The sequence below is a fragment of the Bacillus sp. ISO11 genome, from assembly GCF_003458115.1.
Taxonomy (GTDB): domain Bacteria; phylum Bacillota; class Bacilli; order Bacillales; family Bacillaceae_G; genus Bacillus_A; species Bacillus_A cereus.
On the sequence record NZ_QXCO01000001.1, the window covers coordinates 96065 to 112882 of the forward strand.

Here is a 16818-nt window from a genome sequence, read left to right on the forward strand (position 1 = left end):
TTTCTATCTCCTTTTTGGTCGATTTCCTTCTAAAAAAAGAAGTGCATTCCTGCTATGGATATGCACATTTTTCTTACTTCATTACATATATAATCCGCCGTTAATGTTTAATTGTTGACCTGTGATATACGCACCGTCACGGCATAGGTATACTACACCTTTTGCAATTTCATCAGCTTGACCAAAACGTTTTTTCGGGATTTTTGCAACGATTTTTTGACGTACTTCTTCTGGTACTTCTGCTACCATTTCAGTATCAATAAATCCTGGGCAAATAGCGTTTACAGTGACATTTGTTTTTGCAAGTTCTAACGCTAACGATTTTGTAAATCCTAGCATACCTGCTTTTGCTGCTGAGTAGTTTGTTTGGCCAAATCCACCTGCTTGACCAATAATAGAAGAAATGCTAATAATCCTTCCTTCTTCCGCTTCAGTTATGTATGGAAGAACCGCGCTTGTCGTATTAAATACGCTACTTAAATTCACGTCAATTACGCGCTCCCAATCTTCACGATTTAACTTTTTGAATGTACGATCTCTTGTAATACCAGCATTATTAACAAGAATATCAACTTTACCAAAATGATTCACAGCTTCTTCTACAAGTCGGTTTGCATCTTCTACTTTAGAAACATCCGCTTGCACTGCATAAACGTCATGTCCGTCTTTTCCTAATTCGTTTACTAAGTTTTCAGCTGCTTCTTTACTGCTATTATAGTTAATAACTACTTTTGCTCCCTCTTGTGCTAATGCTACTGTAATCGCTTTTCCAATTCCTTTTGCTCCACCTGTTACGATTGCTACTTTTCCATTTAATTGAACCATTTCTTTTCCCCCTTAAATGAATTTGTGAACGATTGTTATGAATCATTTTGGTACTCATACTATAGAGTCCATATATAATTATGTTTCGCTGTTTATACGTGAAAAGAGATTCTCCCTCTCTCTTTTATCTGTTATAAACAAGCGCTTTTATCATTTTTTATTTTCTGGCTTATTCGCAGGCTTTACCTCTTCTTTTACAGGTACTTGTAGTTTAGCTAGTACTGCATTTTGCTTTTCTAGCAATTCTAAAATTTGATCTACTTTTGTTTCAAGCGTATGAATATCTTGTTTTACTTTCGTTACATCACGCTTTAATGTAGGAGCTTGTCCTAAAGAATCTACTTTTTCCTCTAGAAACTCCTCAATGTTATCTACTTTATTTTCTAAGTTAATAACTAGCGTAGCTACTCTTGCGATATCCTCTTTCGTCGGCACATTTACTTGTTCTAAATAGTTTTTTGTCGTATCATTTAATGCTTTTTGATAAAACAAATTCAAATCTAGAACGCTGCCCATCCAAGCAGAATATTCTTCTGTTTTAATTGTTTCATTGAGCGCTTTTCCCCAAAATGTTTCGGTTTGTTCATAAGCATTTTTCCATGCTTGTAGTGGATCGAATTTTTGATCAATCACTTTACCTACACTCCCTTTTTCGTTTTTGAAACAATTCAACCTATTCACTATTTTCTAATATTCTGAATAAAACTTCAAGTCTATATTTTATTTTTTTCTATTTTCTAACAAATGTGTTGACTTTAAAAACAGATAGGTGTAAATTGCACTTATAAGCAAAAAATTCCATCTAACTGATTCATGAGGTGATGCACAATCATGCTACAAAATGAACCAGAACAACGCGAAAGTTTGGAAAGCAACCAAGCGAAACAACCAAACTCCATGCCAAAAAACTTCTTAGTTCCCTTCTTACTTCTCTGTCTAAAAGACTGGAGTCTTCATGGTTACAAACTTATTCAAATGCTAATGGATATCGGCTTTTCTTCTGTTGACCAAGGTAATGTTTATAGAACACTACGCAAATTAGAAAAAGAAAACCTTATTTCTTCTACTTGGGATACAAGCGATGGAGGGCCGGCAAAAAGAATTTATTCTTTAACTGAATATGGAGAGCAATATTTAACAACATGTGCGACTTCTTTTGAACATTATCAAAATATGTTGCGAACGTTTTTCACATTATACACCAATGCATTCTTTCCATTTTCTACTTCTCCAGAAAAGGATGAAAAGGATTCTTCATCTTCACCTGGTGGTACAGCAGAGTAATCTGCGTTCACAATATGCAAAAAAACATTTGGAGGTCAAATAATGGAAACTAAACCATACGAATTAGTCGATGCATTTTGGAAAAACTGGTCTCAATCACTTTCCCTTTTCTCTTCAGCTGGGAAACAATTAGAGCAGCTTACTTTAGAAACATTAAAACAACAACAAGACGCTTTGCATAAATTAACATCAGGAGTAGATGAACTAGAAAAAGAACTACAACAACTCACTGCTCAGTTCAACAACCAATATACAGATTACGTGAAACAATTAACTGGAAACTCCTTAAATGATCAAATTAACGAGTGGCAGGACAAATGGAAGGAACTTTCTGCTCATATGCATCAACTTACTGTTTCTCCTACAAAAACATCTTTGTCAATTCTTACACAAACAAGCGGTCAATTTGAAGAAACAACAAAACAATTTATTGAGCAACAACAATTACAACGTGAAGAGGCTCAAAAACAGTTAGAGGGTTTTTTGGAAGAGTTCAAGTCAAAACAGTTGGAACTCGCAAAAAAGTTCGAGGAAAACTCAAAAAATCTATTTACTTCCATCAAGTAAGAAAAATGTGGGAGCTAACTGCAGCACAAACAAAACTCTTTCTTCCTCCTACTACATCAAGATGGCTGGCATTTTTCGATATGGAAAAGAAGGAGGACAAAATGAATCCATTCCAAGAAGCACAAACCGTCCCGGAGCTTCGTTATGATGAGATTCAAGTCGGTGATCAAGCATCCCTTACAAAAACAATTACAGATGAAGATGTTATCAATTTTGCAAAATTGACTGGGGATGTGAATCCTATTCACATTTTAGACTCTTTTGCAAAAACGACAATGTTTAAAGAACGCATTGCCCATGGTATGCTCGTTTCGAGTTTTATTTCTACCATCCTTGGAACGAAACTCCCAGGCAAAAATACGATTTATTTATCCCAAAATGTTTCATTCCGTGCCCCTGTCAAAATCGGTGATACACTTCGCGTTGTGGCAGAGGTTATTAAGAAGCGTGACGATAAAAAAATCATTACGTTGCAAACAAATATATATAATCAATCGGATGATATTGTCGTGGAAGGTACAGCGACAATACTAAAAAAAGAGTAGCAAATTTGCTACTCTTTTTTCTATCCAATAACTTCTAATCACACCGATTACTTCCGCGTATGAGCACGCCGGTTCCACATAAAATAACAGTACCAATTCAGATAAGTACTTATCTGGACTGGATTACTCATAAGGATGTGTATCATCATGGCAAAAACAAACAAATTACTAGTTCCAGGTGCTGAACAAGCACTTGATCAATTTAAATATGAAATTGCACAAGAATTCGGCGTAAGCTTAGGGTCTAATACAGCATCTCGTTCTAACGGATCAGTTGGCGGTGAAGTAACAAAACGTCTTGTTTCTTTAGCTCAACAACAATTACGCGGATAATAATATAACATATGGCTTAGAGGCAGATATTCTCTGCCTCTTTCTATTTTTCACATACATAATCGGACTTTTTCACATACTAGTAAGAGCAAACAGAAAGGAACGATATATAACATGAAACGGATTAACATTCGTATGAGTCCTCCCCGCGTTCTTACTTTGTCTTTTATCATGTTATCAATTATAGGTACATGCTTATTAAAGCTTCCAATCGCTACAACAACGTCTATTTCATGGCTCGATGCTTTATTTACAACAGTTTCTGCCTGTACGGTTACAGGGCTTGGTGTTGTGGACACTGGAAAAGTATTTACTTTGTTTGGACAATGTGTCATTTTAACGCTTATACAAGTTGGCGGACTTGGTATTATGAGCTTTGCTGTCTTAATTGCGATTATGCTCGGCAGAAAAATCGGTCTTCAAAACCGTATTTTATTACAACAAGCATTAAATCAAACGAATATAGGCGGCGTCATCCGTCTTGCCAAAGCATTATTTTTATTCTCTTTTACAGTCGAATGTATCGCTACTTTAATTCTTTCTTTTGAATGGGTACCAAAATACGGGGTTACCAAAGGGATCTATTATAGTTTTTTCCATTCAATCTCAGCCTTTAACAATGCTGGTTTTTCTGTGTGGAGCGATAATTTAATGTCCCATTCTCATAGCATTATTGTCAATTTCGTCATTTCCTCTCTCATCATTTTAGGTGGAATTGGTTTTACAGTGATCGTAGACATAAAAAGAAAGAAAAACTTTAAAAACCTTACACTACATTCAAAACTTATGCTCTCTTCTACTCTAATCATCAACATTATTGCTACCCTTTTTATTTTTATATTCGAGTTCCATAACTCTCTTTCTATGAGAGGTTTTACCCCATTTGAAGAAGGAATGGCCTCTTATTTCCAAGCAATTTCAACGCGAACTGCCGGGTTTAATACAGTTGATATTTCTACATTGTCAAAACCTTCCCTGCTATTAATGATGCTACTTATGTTTATTGGTGCTGGTAGTGCTTCAACGGGTGGGGGGATTAAGTTAACAACATTTTTAATCATATTTTTTGGTGTATTTAAATTTTTACAAGAACAAGAAGATATTGTCGTATTTAAAAAATCCATTAAAGATACTCTCATTGTCAAATCATTAACCATTACTATTATTTCTATTTCATTTATCTTTTTTGCTATTTTAATTTTGAGTATTACTGAACGAGTTCCTCTATTGATGAGTGCTTTCGAAGTATTTTCAGCATTTGGGACTGTTGGCCTCAGTATGAACTTAACACCCCACTTAACTATAATTGGAAAAACGATTATTATTTTTATGATGTTTTTTGGGAAAATGGGTCCTTTAACATTGGCATTTTCATTTGCTCGTAAAAAGAACCGAAAAATAAAATATCCGAATGAAGATATTTTAACAGGTTGACAACCGTATAAATTATCCATATAATGAGAATACAATAACATATCTCCAAAGGGGAGTAGCGTCCAAGAATATATCTTGGAAACAAAGTCGTCATTACGTAGAACTTAGTTCTTCCGGCTTTGTTGGCATTTTTATTACATATGTCTAGCAAGACCTTTGCCTATTAACGGCAGAGGTCTTTTTTGCATTCATTTCCAGATTCTTCCAAAGTTAATAGGCAGGAGTATGGGGAAACTAAATAGTGGGGAAATTCTTCACTTATTTAGAAGTTATAGAGATGAGAGGAGAATGTACATGGATGTATCATTATTATTGGAGTATGGTTGGGTATTACTCATCCTAATTGCACTTGAAGGGATTTTAGCGGCTGATAACGCTCTTGTTCTTGCAATTATGGTAAAACATTTACCAGAAGAAAAACGAAAGAAAGCACTATTTTACGGATTAGCGGGGGCATTCGTTTTCCGATTTGGATCGTTATTTATGATTTCGTTCTTAGTCGATGTATGGCAAGTGCAAGCAATCGGTGCCATCTACCTTATGTTTATCGCTGGTAATCACTTATTTAAAACATATGTTAAAAAGAATACAGATGAAGAAACAGAAGAAAAAGAAGCAAAGAAAAAACAAGAGAACTTTTGGTGGACTGTATTTAAAGTTGAGGTTGCTGATATCGCCTTCGCAGTTGATTCAATTTTAGCTGCTGTTGCACTAGCAATGACTTTACCAAAAACAGGACTAGGTACAATTGGTAGTCTTGATACTGGGCAATTCGTTGTTATCTTTGTAGGTGGACTTATCGGATTAATCATTATGCGCTTTGCAGCAACTGCTTTCGTACAAATCTTAAAACGTAAACCAGGGCTTGAAACTGCAGCATTCTTAATTGTAGGTTGGGTTGGTGTGAAGCTAGCAGTTTATACATTAGCACACCCTGCATTAAATGTAATTCCACATTCATTCCCAGAATCCACTCCGTGGAAGCTTACATTCTGGATTGTATTAGTCGGAATCGCAGTTGGTGGTTGGTTCTTCTCAAAAGAAGTAGAAGTAAAAGTGGAAAAGAATTTAGACGAAAAAGCGCTGTAATTACAGCGCTTTTTCTTTTTCCTTTCTTCCTCGCAATGTCCAGAAAAAATTCCATTATACTATCTTTTGTAAACGTTTTCTTAATGTATGTATGTCCTTTTTGTGAAACATTGCACAAACTCATTGAAAGTAGGAACAATTCCATGTACTTTATTCATATAAGGAGTATTTATAGAAGATTTACTAAAGGAGCGTATTACTCATGCTAGAACAAGGACTAGATTATGTTGTCAAACTGGCTAAAAGCAAAAAGAAAATACTAGATACAAACCCAATGCAATATTTCATTCGTGCTGCACTTGCTGGTATTTATATCGGTTTTATTATTGTACTATGTTTTAAATTAGGTAACTTTTTTCACATTGCAGATTCACCAGCAACTTATTTATCTGCCTCTATGTTTTTCGGGATTGCTCTCGTACTTATTATATATGGCGGTGCTGAATTGTTTACTGGGAACACAATGTACTTTACTGTCGCAACTTTAAGAAAAGAAACAACGATTTCTGATACACTTCGTAACTGGGTTGCTTGTTATGCAGGTAACTTAGCCGGCGCATTATTCTTTGCCTTACTATTTTACGCAACTGGAATTTTTGAAGCAATTGATCACGGTCACTTAATGAGTAAAGTCGTTGAAGGAAAGATGAATACACCTACGATGCAGTTATTCTTTAAAGCCATTTTATGTAACTGGCTCGTATGTCTTGCTTGCTTCTTACCTTCTCAGGTTAAAGGTGACACAGCAAAAATAATGGTGATGATGCTACTTGTTTTCACATTCTTCTTATCTGGTTACGAACATAGTATTGCAAACTTATCACTCTTTGCTTTATCTTTAGTTTCACCGCATCCTGAGACAATTTCTTTTTCAGGTGCTATTCATAACTTAATTCCTGTTACAATTGGTAACATTATTGGCGGATCAGTATTTGTCGGTATGGTATACCACTACTTAACAAAGAAAACGCCTGAAGTTCAACAGGAAGAAACTGAAATCGCAACAGCTCAACAAGAAGAGATTATTCCTTTACAAGCCCATATGAAACATTAAAAACTCCAAAGTTTTACTTTGGAGTTTTTAGCTACCCACGTATTTAACAACAAGGTGAGGAGTAATTTCTCCTTCTTCCTTTCCCTTATCCATTCTCTGTTTCATCTTGTGCATACCGATGACATCATTCGTATGAAAGTGAATTTCATTTACATATAATCCCTCTGTACAAAAAGCTTCTACAAAATCTAGTCCATTTTTCGCTCCCCATCCCATATTAAAATCAAGAGAAAGAATATTCACATCATAATCCCGAACCATTTGCAAAGCACATTCTACTGTAGTTGCGGGCACATATCCGAACGGGCAACTTCTTTGATCATCCATATATACGTTCATTTTCGATTCCCTCTCTAATTTGAATATGCGGCCAATACATAACATATTGCCCCGAGACTAATAAAAGGACCAAATGGAATTGGCTTTCGTACTTCTATACGTTTTAATCCGATACCAATCCCGAAAAAACAAAGACTAAAACAAGATGCTAAAAATAAAACGATAAAAACTCCTTTCACTCCTACTATAAATCCAAGTAACGAAAGTAGTTTTATATCTCCTCCGCCAAGCCCTTCTGGATATATCTTTTGCATGCAATATAACAAAATAAATATAACACCACTACCAGCTATACTATCTGTCCAAGTAACTAATTGTACAAAAACACTTTCGAGAATGAGTAAAAAGGCAAACGAAATTAAAATACAATCAGGAATTAACATATATAAGTAATCTGTAACTGAAATAATAAGAAGTAGCGAAAAAAGGGATAAAATAATAATAAGCTCTCGTTCTATTCCAATCATATACACTGTAAGAAGAAATATACCTCCTGTTATACATTCAAATGCTACATACATAATTGGAATTTTCCTCTTACAATTCGTACAACAGCCTCTTTGTATATAAAATGAAATGATGGGGATTAGTTCTTTTGTCCTTAGCACATATTTGCAATAATCACAATGTGAACGCGGGGTAATAATAGAAGCACCTAATGGAACCCTCATCGCAACTAGCATAAAAAAAGAACCAAACACCATCCCTGCTAACAGTGCATATAAATAAGTGAACATCCCTTCCTCTCCTTTCCCAAAAAACATAGCAAAAAAAGGAGAGAACTTCTACTTCATATTATCCTTTATTCTACTAAAAAGCAGGCCATTTCCAGGCCTGCTTTCCCCTCTTTTATACGATGAAATAAACTGCTTTTAATGGTCCATGTACTCCGACAACAAGATTCATCTCGATGTCAGCCGAGTTACTTGGCCCTGTAATAAAGTTAATACAAGATGCCGCTGTCTCCCCATTTTCTACGCGTGAGTTCATATCCTGAACTGCTTGTGTAATACGAGGCACAAGTGTTTCACGTGGAATAATAGCAAAATATACAGTCGGTAAAAAGTGTAAAGAACGCCCTTGACCTTTATGACTTTGTACAACAATTGTACCAGATTCAGCTAATGTATAATCACTAAATGCAATACCAATATTCGCTTTTTCAGCTAAACGCATATTTTCGTCTTTTCTCTCTGGATCCCATACATTTACTTCAACATCTCGCTTTGGAAGTTCTTCTTTAAATAAAGATGTTAAACCATATGCATCAAAACGCGCATCTGCTGATAATAAAATAGGTCCCCCGCCGTTTTCCATGATTACTTTTTGAAGGTCTTCACCTAAACGGTCGTTTGTCGTTTCTACTACAGTTGTATGAATGTTTGTACATTGCTCTTTAAACACTTCTAGTAATTCTTCTTGTGAATAATCTTTTAACGTTTCTATATTCACATTACTTTTCCATACTGGACGCTCTACACCTTCTGTTTTACGCGCGCGCCCAAGTTCTTTTGCAATGTTATCTAGAAAGGCATCACGGTTTTGAATTAATCCTGTCATTATTTATCCCCGCCTTTCTTATGATCTTTATACCAATCACGGAATCGTTCTTTACTTGGAGCTGGGAATTCACGAATATCCGTCCAGTTTTTAAGTGGTCCAACACCTTTTGATACACGATTACCAGATGTAAATGGACTCATTGCCGCTGGTGCCATTTTTGAACCCATTTTATATAAAGCAGCTGAAGAAGCACCCATACTAAACATTTTCATAGCCAATTTTTCTGCAAGTGGTGCACGACCTTCTTGCTCAACGATGACTTGACGATGTTTTAATAATAAATCATGCAATGGAATTTTTACTGGACAAGCTTCTGTACATGCTCCGCATAAACTAGATGCATAAGGAAGCTCTTTGTAATCATCATATCCACCTAGAAGCGGTGTTAATACCGCACCGATTGGTCCTGAGTAAATCGATCCATATGAATGTCCACCAACGTGACGATATACAGGACATACATTAACACAAGCAGCGCAACGAATACATTGTAATACTGAACGGAATTCAGATCCAAGAATTTGAGAGCGACCATTATCAACAACAACTAAATGAAATTCTTCAGGTCCATCAACTTCTTCTTCTTGAATTGGCCCCGCTACTGTTACATAACTTGTTAATTTTTGACCTACTGCACTACGACATAGTAAACCAACTAAAACATCTAATTCTTCCATTGTCGGAACCATACGTTCCATACCCATTACCGCTATTTGTGTTTTAGGAATTGACATAACAAGATCTGCATTACCTTCATTCGTTACTAAACAAAGAGAGCCAGTATTTGCAACAGCAAAGTTACAACCAGTTACACCAATTTCTGCATCCATAAATTTCTCACGAAGTTGTTTACGAACAAACTTTGTCATTTCATACGGGTCATCAGAATTTTCATAGCCTAGCTTTTCTTTAAATACATCGCGAATTTGCGTTCTATTTTTATGAAGTGCAGGTGCAATAATATGTGAAGGTGGATCGTTATCTACTTGCAAGATATACTCTCCTAAGTCACTCTCTAACACTTCACAGCCAATCTCTTCAAGCGCATGGTTCATACTAATTTCTTCTGTTACCATCGACTTTGATTTTACTATCTTTTTTGCCTGCTTCTTTTTTGCAACGTCTTGAATATACTTTGCTGCTTCCTCTTTCGTTTTCGCAAAGTACACGTGTCCGCCTCTTTTTGATACATTTTCACTTAACTGCATTAAGTAATAATCAAGATTTTCTAACGTATGTTGACGAATTTGTTCACCTAGTTCACGCCACTCTTCCCAGTTTCCTAGTTCATCTGCGGCTTTTAAGCGATTCGTATATAAACGCGTTTGTGCAGAAGATACTGCTCCGCGCATAAACGAATCTTGAATTCCATCACCAACGCGATCATTAAATTTTTTCTCACTGATTTTCATAGACATAGCTTATGTTCCCCCTTCATGAGCGACTATTCAGTACCTCAGCAATATGCATTACTTTTACTTCTTTTCCTAAACGCTCAATACGTCCGCCAATGTTTAACAAACACCCACAATCTGCACCGATTAAATAATCTGCACCTGTTTCCATTACACTATCTACTTTTTCGTCTACCATTTGCTCAGAAATTGGAGTCATCTTAACTGAAAACGTTCCCCCAAACCCGCAACAATTTTGCACGTTTGGCAAATCTCTCACAGTTAATCCTTTTACATTCGATAATAAAATTCCTGGTGCTTCTTTTATTCCAAGCATACGTGTCATATGACATGATTTATGAATAGTAGCGACCCCTGGTAAACTTGCACCAACATCAGTAACCTTTAAAACATCCACAATAAACTGTGTAAATTCATAAGTTTTATCAGCAACTTTTTGTGCACGTTTAGCCCACTTTGGATCATCTTTGAAAACATGTGGATACTCATGAAACATTGTCGCACAAGAACCAGATGGCGTAACAATATATTCTGCATCTTCGAAAGTTTCAATCATATGTTTCATTGCTTCTTTTGCTGCTTCTACATGGCCGCTATTATAAGCAGGCTGACCACAACAAACTTGCGCTTCTGGAAATTCAATTTCACAACCTAAACGCTCCAACACTTCAACCGTTGCTTTACCGACATTTGTTTCAAACATATCGACTAAACAAGTAACAAATAAAGTAACTTTCATAACTATTACTCCCCCTTTTTACAACTTCACCAACAAACATATGGTCATCAGATGACTTAGCAGAGAAGAAATAGGCTCAACCATGGCCTATCCTCTCCCTCTCCTAAAGAAAACGCTTACTTAATCTTTCTCTATTTTATCAGAAAATTAAATTTTTAAAAGATTAAATTACGAATTTATATCGTTTTTACCTGTGACAATATGTTCTACATTTGTTAAGTGATCTAGCATTGCTTGCTGCGCTAATTCTACATCTTGTTTTAACACCGCATCATATATAACTTGATGCTCTTCTATAAGTCGTTCTGATGTCGTTTGTTCACCATATAAAATAATGCGTCTTGATTCACCAATCGTTTCAGCAATCATCTCTGAAACATGATTCATGAGCTCAAGCAAAATGCTATTATGCGAAGACTCTGCAATTCCCATATGAAATTGAAAATCGGCTTTTTCGCCAGCCTTTTCATCTCCAATGCTCTTTGCCATTTCATCTAACCAATGTTTCATATTTTGTAAATTATCTTCCGTACGTTTTGCCGCCGCTACTCGAACTGCCCCCACTTCAAGCACCTTTCGTACTTCTAATAAATTCAAAATATCTTCTTTCTTCATTAATAATCTATTGTTTAATGATTTCGTTAATGAAGAAGAATCGAAGTTCTTCACATATGTACCTTCTCCTTGTTTCATCTCAATTAAGCCCATCGCTCTTAGCGCACTTAGCGCTTCACGAACAGCAGATCTGCCAACTTGAAACTGCTCAGCTAATTGATGCACAGGGAGTAGTTTGTCACCAGGTTTTAACGTACCATTTTTAATCATTGTTAAAATAGCTTCAGATACTTCTTCGTAAATTTTTTTCGGTTTAATAGATTTGTACTCCAGTTAAATCACCTCAGTATCTTCCAAACAACAATTGAAACGATTTATAAGAACTTTGCATCATAACTATTTTAGACCGAATTGATAAGAAGTACAAATGTTTTGTTCATAAAATAGTCAAATTTTCGATATTTATTACATATTAATTTATATTTTTACGTATAAAGTGAAACTTTAATCAGTGAGGGTTTTGTTCATCCCCCACTGATTATTAGCCCTCACCAATCGGGCTTTTACGGGCAGCAGTGCCTCCACCTAACTTCTTTGCTTCCGCTGAATTTTGAGGTGAGGGTCTTACTGACCGGAGAATAGCGGGATAAATATTTTCTTCAATATAAAGAACATGCCCTAAAAATTAGAACATGCCCCCCTCATCCTGTACATTCAGTTTAATAATAACCGTTGTTCCCTTATCTTTTTCACTTTCAATTTTCCACTGTCCACCATGTATATGAACAATTTGTTTCACAATAGCAAGGCCTAAACCTGTTCCACCATGTTGACGACTTCTCGCTTTATCAACTCTGTAAAAGCGTTCCCCAAGATTCTCCAAATGCTCTATATCAATGCCAATTCCTGTATCTTTTATTTTTAATTCACAGTAATCATCGATTTGCTCTAAAGTTATAACGATATTTCCTTTTTGATTTGTATATCGTATCGCATTATCTAACACATTATGAAGCACTTGTTGCATACGATCCTCATCAATCATGACAATGACCTCTGGATTTAAATTGGTTGAAATATGAATTTCCTTTTCTATAAACTTAATCTCATACGTATCTAATACGTCTTCAATCAGCTGTGAAAAAACGATAGGTTGCTTCTTTAACGGAAAGTGCTCACCTTCTAATTGTGCTAAGTCTAACAAGTCATGAACGAGACGCTGCATACGACCTGCTTCTTTATGAATTAGCTGAGTTACTTTTTCCTGCTGAGCTCCCTTTGCAACACCATCTAAAATAGCCTCGCTATACCCTTTTATATAACTAAGTGGTGTTCTAAGTTCATGCGAAACATTTGCTAAAAATTCCTTACGCTTTACATCTTCTGTTTCTAATGAATTTGCCATTTTATTAAATGCTTTTCCTAATCGTCCAATTTCATCCTCTGAAGAAACTGTAATCCGCTCCGAAAAATCTCCCGTAGCCAAATGATTTGCAACCCGCTCCATTTGCGAAAGTGGCTTCGTAATTGCAATTATAATTTTTCTTCCAACCCATATCGTAATTAAAATCATAGCAATTGCTAACGGTGCTAAAATAAGACCCATATCATAGATTAAATCTTTTATACTTTTTAAAGGAATATACGAATAGACAATTCCGACTAATTTTTTATTTTCCAATACAGGAATGACAACCCCCATAATATTACGGTCAAAATGTTCTTCATATCCTATTTTTGTCACAGTTTTCCCATCTAATAGCGTTTGCCTATCTCCTTCACTTATAAGAGAATGATGATGCACATCAAAAGGCAAACATGCGCTTAAATCACGCGGATTAGATACGAAAATAACGTCTGAACTAGATATTTGATCAAACGATCTTACTTTCTCTTCAAAAGTTGATATTCCTTCACGCTTATCATATTGAGCAGCAAGACTTTTCCCTTCCATTACTAACGAAGTTTTTAAATTATCAACGTATAACTTTTCATACGAGTATAAAGATACGAAATAAAGAAAGGACACTGTTACACATACTGCACATACTACTGTAAGCCAAAGTTTTTGTACCATCGTAAACATATGTTACACCTCAAATTTATAGCCTACACCCCAAACAGTTTGAATGTAGTTTCCACTTTCTCCAAGCTTCAAGCGCATCGTTTTCACGTGCGTATCTACTGTTCTTGTACTTCCGGCATAATCATATCCCCATACCTTTTCAAGTAATTGCTCCCGGCTAAATACTTGTCCTGTATGCTGACAAAGAAAATATAGTAAATCAAACTCTTTTACAGTAAGAGAAATCGACTCACCATTCGCCTCAATTCGTCTGCTTTTTTCATTGATAAGAATTGGTCCAAATTGAATCTCTTCTTGCTGTTCTTGCTTTGTATATCTTCTTAGTACAGCTTCCATACGTGCAACCAATTCACCAGGACTAAACGGTTTTACAATATAATCATCTGCTCCCATACGTAAGCCATTCACCCTATTCCACTCTTCACCTTTTGCGGTTAAAAATATAATCGGCACATCTGACGTTTTTCTAATTTCTTTACAAACTGAAAGTCCATCCATTTCTGGCATCATTATATCTAATACAACGAAATCATAATGATCCGTTTCTAGTTTTTTAAGAGCCTCTTTTCCGTTTTCAGCTTCTCCCCACTCATATCCAAAGTTATCCAAATACATTCCAACAAGCTGCCTCATATCACTTTCATCATCTACAACTAGCACTCTATATTTATTCATTGTCCTTCCCTTCCCTCTCTATGAGTTGAAACGGTCCTTTTCCGACTTTAATTGTTTGTTTTATTTTCATACTCTTCATATCCATAACGCACACTTCATCACTATCATAACTTGCTACATATCCTTCTGCTCCGCTTTTCAAAAATGAAAATGGATTTGAGCCTATTTCAACGGAAGCTACCTCTTTATACGTACTAGTATCAAATTTTCTAAGCATATTCGAACCGTGGCTTAATGCATATACGTACTTATTATCTTTCGTTATGTTCACAGGCATAAATGGAGCGTGTAAAGAACGTACCATTTCACCGCTCTGTAAAGAATACACTAATACTTTCTCATTCACTTGATTTCCATCACCATGCCCGCCAATCCATATTTCTTTCCCATCAGGACTAATCGTCGCTCCTGTTGATGCTGGCGGAATCATAAAGGATTGAACAACTTCTTTTTTCTTCGTATCAATTGTCGTTAGTTTCGTATCATAAAAGTTTAGTACAGATAACCGATTCTGATACTCTACCATCGTTATAGGCCCTTTTCCTGTTGAAACATTTCCTGTCTCTTTCCCATTTATCGTAAAGAACCTTACCTTTTGAACATTTTGATCAGCAGCAAATAATTGTTTTTTATCTGCTGATACGACCACATTTACAATGCCCTTTCCAGTTTTATATTTTTCCACTTGCCTTCCTTCCGCTAGTGAATATACATACATATATTCTAATTGCTTACCGTATACAAGTATTTCATCGCCATTTGGAAGCAGTGTGATTCCGGCCATTGGCTCATTTAGTTCCCATGTCGTAATTAACTTTTTATCCTTTTTATCAATAAAACTAATACTGCCTTCTTTTATATTCGTAGTTATAATAACATTTTTATCTTTAGCAATTGGTGTATATGAACTTCCTTGACACCCTACTAATAGAAATAAAAAACAGAGAAGAAAAACATACTTTCTCAAAAGATTCCCTCCATCTTCAGATGATTTCGTTATAATTGTAAAATAACAAATAAATGTGTGGAAAGTGTGAAATTCCCCTTTCTTACTCAATTTACATATATAATGTACAACAAATAGAATTTGAGGTGTGTCAATTATGCTATTTCCTGATTTAGCGAATAAAATTGTACGAGAAGTACGCAGACTAATTACAGAAAATATAATTATCATTAATATAGAAGGCGTTATTATCGCAAGTACAGATACAGAAAGAATTGGCCAATTTCATGAAGGTGCACTCCGCTGCGCTAAACAAAAGAAAACCGTCATCATTACAAAAGAAGATGAAAGGCGATTGCAAGGTGTAAAGGCTGGGATGAATCTTCCTCTATTATTTCATGATGAAGTAATCGGTGTCATTGGGATTACCGGAGAACCTGAAAATATTTCACGCTACGGAGAAATATTGCGTAAGATGACCGAATTATTAATTCATGAAAACTACTTTTTAGAGCAATTAGAACTTGAGCACCGTTCTTATGAAGCTTTTGTCTTTGATTGGCTTCAAAATACAGAGTGGTCCCCGAGTTTTCTTGATCGTGCCAAAACACTTGGCATTGATTTATATAAGAAAAAACAACTTGTTTTGTTTTCTATTGGCAAAAATGACACAATGCTCCAGCGTAAAATATGGCAACATGTACGAAATATTTTAACAAAAGAGCATCTATTTGTTCGCTGGGGAAATGATCGTTTTATTTTATTTACAGCGATGAGCTCCAAAGAACAAACTTATCAGTTCTTAAAACGGTTAAAACAAGACTGCGAAGCTTTATTTTCTATTCCTTTATATATCGGGATTGGGCAAACAGTTACCCCAAACAATATGAACATATGTTACGAACAAGCATTACGTGCTCTTTCTGTATCATTGGAAACGAAAAAAATTGTATTTAATGAAGATTTACGTTTAGAAATGTGTTTACAAGATATTTCTGTCGAAACGCGTGAACAATTTCTAGAGCGTACCATCGAAAGCTTACTATCATCTCCTGAGCTTATGCACACTTTACGCTTATTTATCGATTATAACCAATCTTATAAACAGACAGCTAAACAATTACATATACACATTAACACCTTACATTATAGGCTAAAAAAGATTGAAGAACATACAGGACTTGATCCAAAACAATTCAAAGACTTAAACGTTTTATACTTCGCACTCCTCCTATTAGATAATTGTACAAAAAAGAACGATAAAACAGATTAATCTTTAGATGATTATACATAGAAAGAATCCCTCGACTTTTTTATCATTATAATGAAAGCACTGTTACCACGTTGTTTATTATAACTAAACACGTTA

19 protein-coding genes and 1 riboswitch are annotated in these 16818 nt (G+C 35.5%); of the genes, 8 read left to right on the forward strand and 11 right to left on the reverse strand.

All coding sequences use genetic code 11. The features are described from left to right. Positions 1-81: 81 nt before the first annotated feature. Together D1166_RS00540 and phaR are read right to left on the reverse strand one after the other, a co-directional pair. A complete protein-coding gene (locus D1166_RS00540) occupies positions 82-825 on the reverse strand; it encodes an acetoacetyl-CoA reductase (RefSeq protein WP_000250407.1) in 744 nt (247 codons plus the stop codon). Between the two features lie 150 nt (positions 826-975). Then, on the reverse strand, positions 976-1458 hold the full coding sequence (gene phaR, locus D1166_RS00545; protein ID WP_097861910.1) for a polyhydroxyalkanoic acid synthase subunit PhaR: 483 nt from the start codon (positions 1456-1458) through the stop codon (positions 976-978). Positions 1459-1656: 198 nt separating this feature from the next. Here phaR and phaQ point away from each other — a divergent pair, with 198 nt between their 5' ends. The 7 genes from phaQ (at position 1657) to D1166_RS00580 (ending at position 7131) form a co-directional block, all read left to right on the forward strand. Next, positions 1657-2109 carry a poly-beta-hydroxybutyrate-responsive repressor gene (gene phaQ / locus D1166_RS00550; RefSeq protein WP_000939955.1) on the forward strand — a complete coding sequence of 151 codons (453 nt, stop codon included), beginning with the start codon at positions 1657-1659 and terminating at the stop codon, positions 2107-2109. Between the two features lie 42 nt (positions 2110-2151). Then, positions 2152-2676 (forward strand): polyhydroxyalkanoic acid inclusion protein PhaP, encoded by a 525-nt coding sequence (gene phaP / locus D1166_RS00555; protein WP_000448594.1) that lies wholly within the window; start codon positions 2152-2154, stop codon positions 2674-2676. Positions 2677-2777: 101 nt separating this feature from the next. Beyond that, positions 2778-3221: a MaoC family dehydratase gene (locus D1166_RS00560; RefSeq protein ID WP_001067916.1), complete on the forward strand. Its 444-nt coding sequence runs from the start codon at positions 2778-2780 to the stop codon at positions 3219-3221. Between the two features lie 147 nt (positions 3222-3368). Continuing rightward, positions 3369-3554 (forward strand): alpha/beta-type small acid-soluble spore protein, encoded by a 186-nt coding sequence (locus tag D1166_RS00565; RefSeq protein ID WP_001140707.1) that lies wholly within the window; start codon positions 3369-3371, stop codon positions 3552-3554. A 114-nt stretch (positions 3555-3668) separates the two neighbouring features. Continuing rightward, a complete protein-coding gene (locus D1166_RS00570) occupies positions 3669-4988 on the forward strand; it encodes a TrkH family potassium uptake protein (RefSeq protein WP_000822340.1) in 1320 nt (439 codons plus the stop codon). A 38-nt stretch (positions 4989-5026) separates the two neighbouring features. After that, positions 5027-5200, forward strand: a riboswitch (yybP-ykoY riboswitch). Between the two features lie 82 nt (positions 5201-5282). Further along, positions 5283-6077: a TerC family protein gene (locus tag D1166_RS00575; RefSeq protein WP_000383326.1), complete on the forward strand. Its 795-nt coding sequence runs from the start codon at positions 5283-5285 to the stop codon at positions 6075-6077. 202 nt (positions 6078-6279) lie between these two features. Next, the gene (locus tag D1166_RS00580) at positions 6280-7131 is read left to right on the forward strand and encodes a formate/nitrite transporter family protein (protein ID WP_000893029.1); all 852 of its coding nucleotides are present in this window, start codon (positions 6280-6282) and stop codon (positions 7129-7131) included. A gap of 27 nt (positions 7132-7158) precedes the next feature. On the opposite strand, the gene D1166_RS00585 is transcribed toward D1166_RS00580, so the two are convergent. The 9 genes from D1166_RS00585 to D1166_RS00625 form a co-directional block, all read right to left on the reverse strand. Further along, positions 7159-7470 (reverse strand): cyclic-phosphate processing receiver domain-containing protein, encoded by a 312-nt coding sequence (locus D1166_RS00585; RefSeq protein ID WP_001103761.1) that lies wholly within the window; start codon positions 7468-7470, stop codon positions 7159-7161. Positions 7471-7484: 14 nt separating this feature from the next. Continuing rightward, positions 7485-8207 (reverse strand): prepilin peptidase, encoded by a 723-nt coding sequence (locus D1166_RS00590; protein WP_000495716.1) that lies wholly within the window; start codon positions 8205-8207, stop codon positions 7485-7487. Between the two features lie 112 nt (positions 8208-8319). Then, positions 8320-9030, reverse strand: coding sequence for a LutC/YkgG family protein (locus D1166_RS00595; protein WP_000147183.1), 711 nt, complete (start codon positions 9028-9030; stop codon positions 8320-8322). Next, on the reverse strand, positions 9030-10451 hold the full coding sequence (locus D1166_RS00600; RefSeq protein ID WP_000061922.1) for a LutB/LldF family L-lactate oxidation iron-sulfur protein: 1422 nt from the start codon (positions 10449-10451) through the stop codon (positions 9030-9032). The genes D1166_RS00595 and D1166_RS00600 overlap by 1 nt, the downstream gene beginning before the upstream one ends. A 16-nt stretch (positions 10452-10467) precedes the next feature. Continuing rightward, complete coding sequence (locus tag D1166_RS00605) at positions 10468-11187, reverse strand: (Fe-S)-binding protein (RefSeq protein WP_000869150.1); 720 nt, start codon at positions 11185-11187, stop codon at positions 10468-10470. Between the two features lie 168 nt (positions 11188-11355). Continuing rightward, complete coding sequence (locus D1166_RS00610) at positions 11356-12045, reverse strand: FadR/GntR family transcriptional regulator (RefSeq protein ID WP_254904472.1); 690 nt, start codon at positions 12043-12045, stop codon at positions 11356-11358. 382 nt (positions 12046-12427) lie between these two features. Next, complete coding sequence (locus tag D1166_RS00615) at positions 12428-13828, reverse strand: sensor histidine kinase (protein WP_000494818.1); 1401 nt, start codon at positions 13826-13828, stop codon at positions 12428-12430. Positions 13829-13831: 3 nt separating this feature from the next. Next, entirely contained in the window at positions 13832-14503 is a 672-nt protein-coding gene (locus D1166_RS00620) for a response regulator transcription factor (RefSeq protein WP_001046400.1), read from the reverse strand. Next, entirely contained in the window at positions 14496-15470 is a 975-nt protein-coding gene (locus D1166_RS00625) for a YncE family protein (RefSeq protein WP_001234148.1), read from the reverse strand. Before D1166_RS00625 ends, D1166_RS00620 begins: the two co-directional genes overlap by 8 nt. 136 nt (positions 15471-15606) lie before the next feature. On the opposite strand from D1166_RS00625, the gene D1166_RS00630 reads away from it, so the two are divergent. Next, entirely contained in the window at positions 15607-16722 is a 1116-nt protein-coding gene (locus D1166_RS00630) for a CdaR family transcriptional regulator (RefSeq protein WP_097855599.1), read from the forward strand. Positions 16723-16818 lie beyond the last annotated feature (96 nt).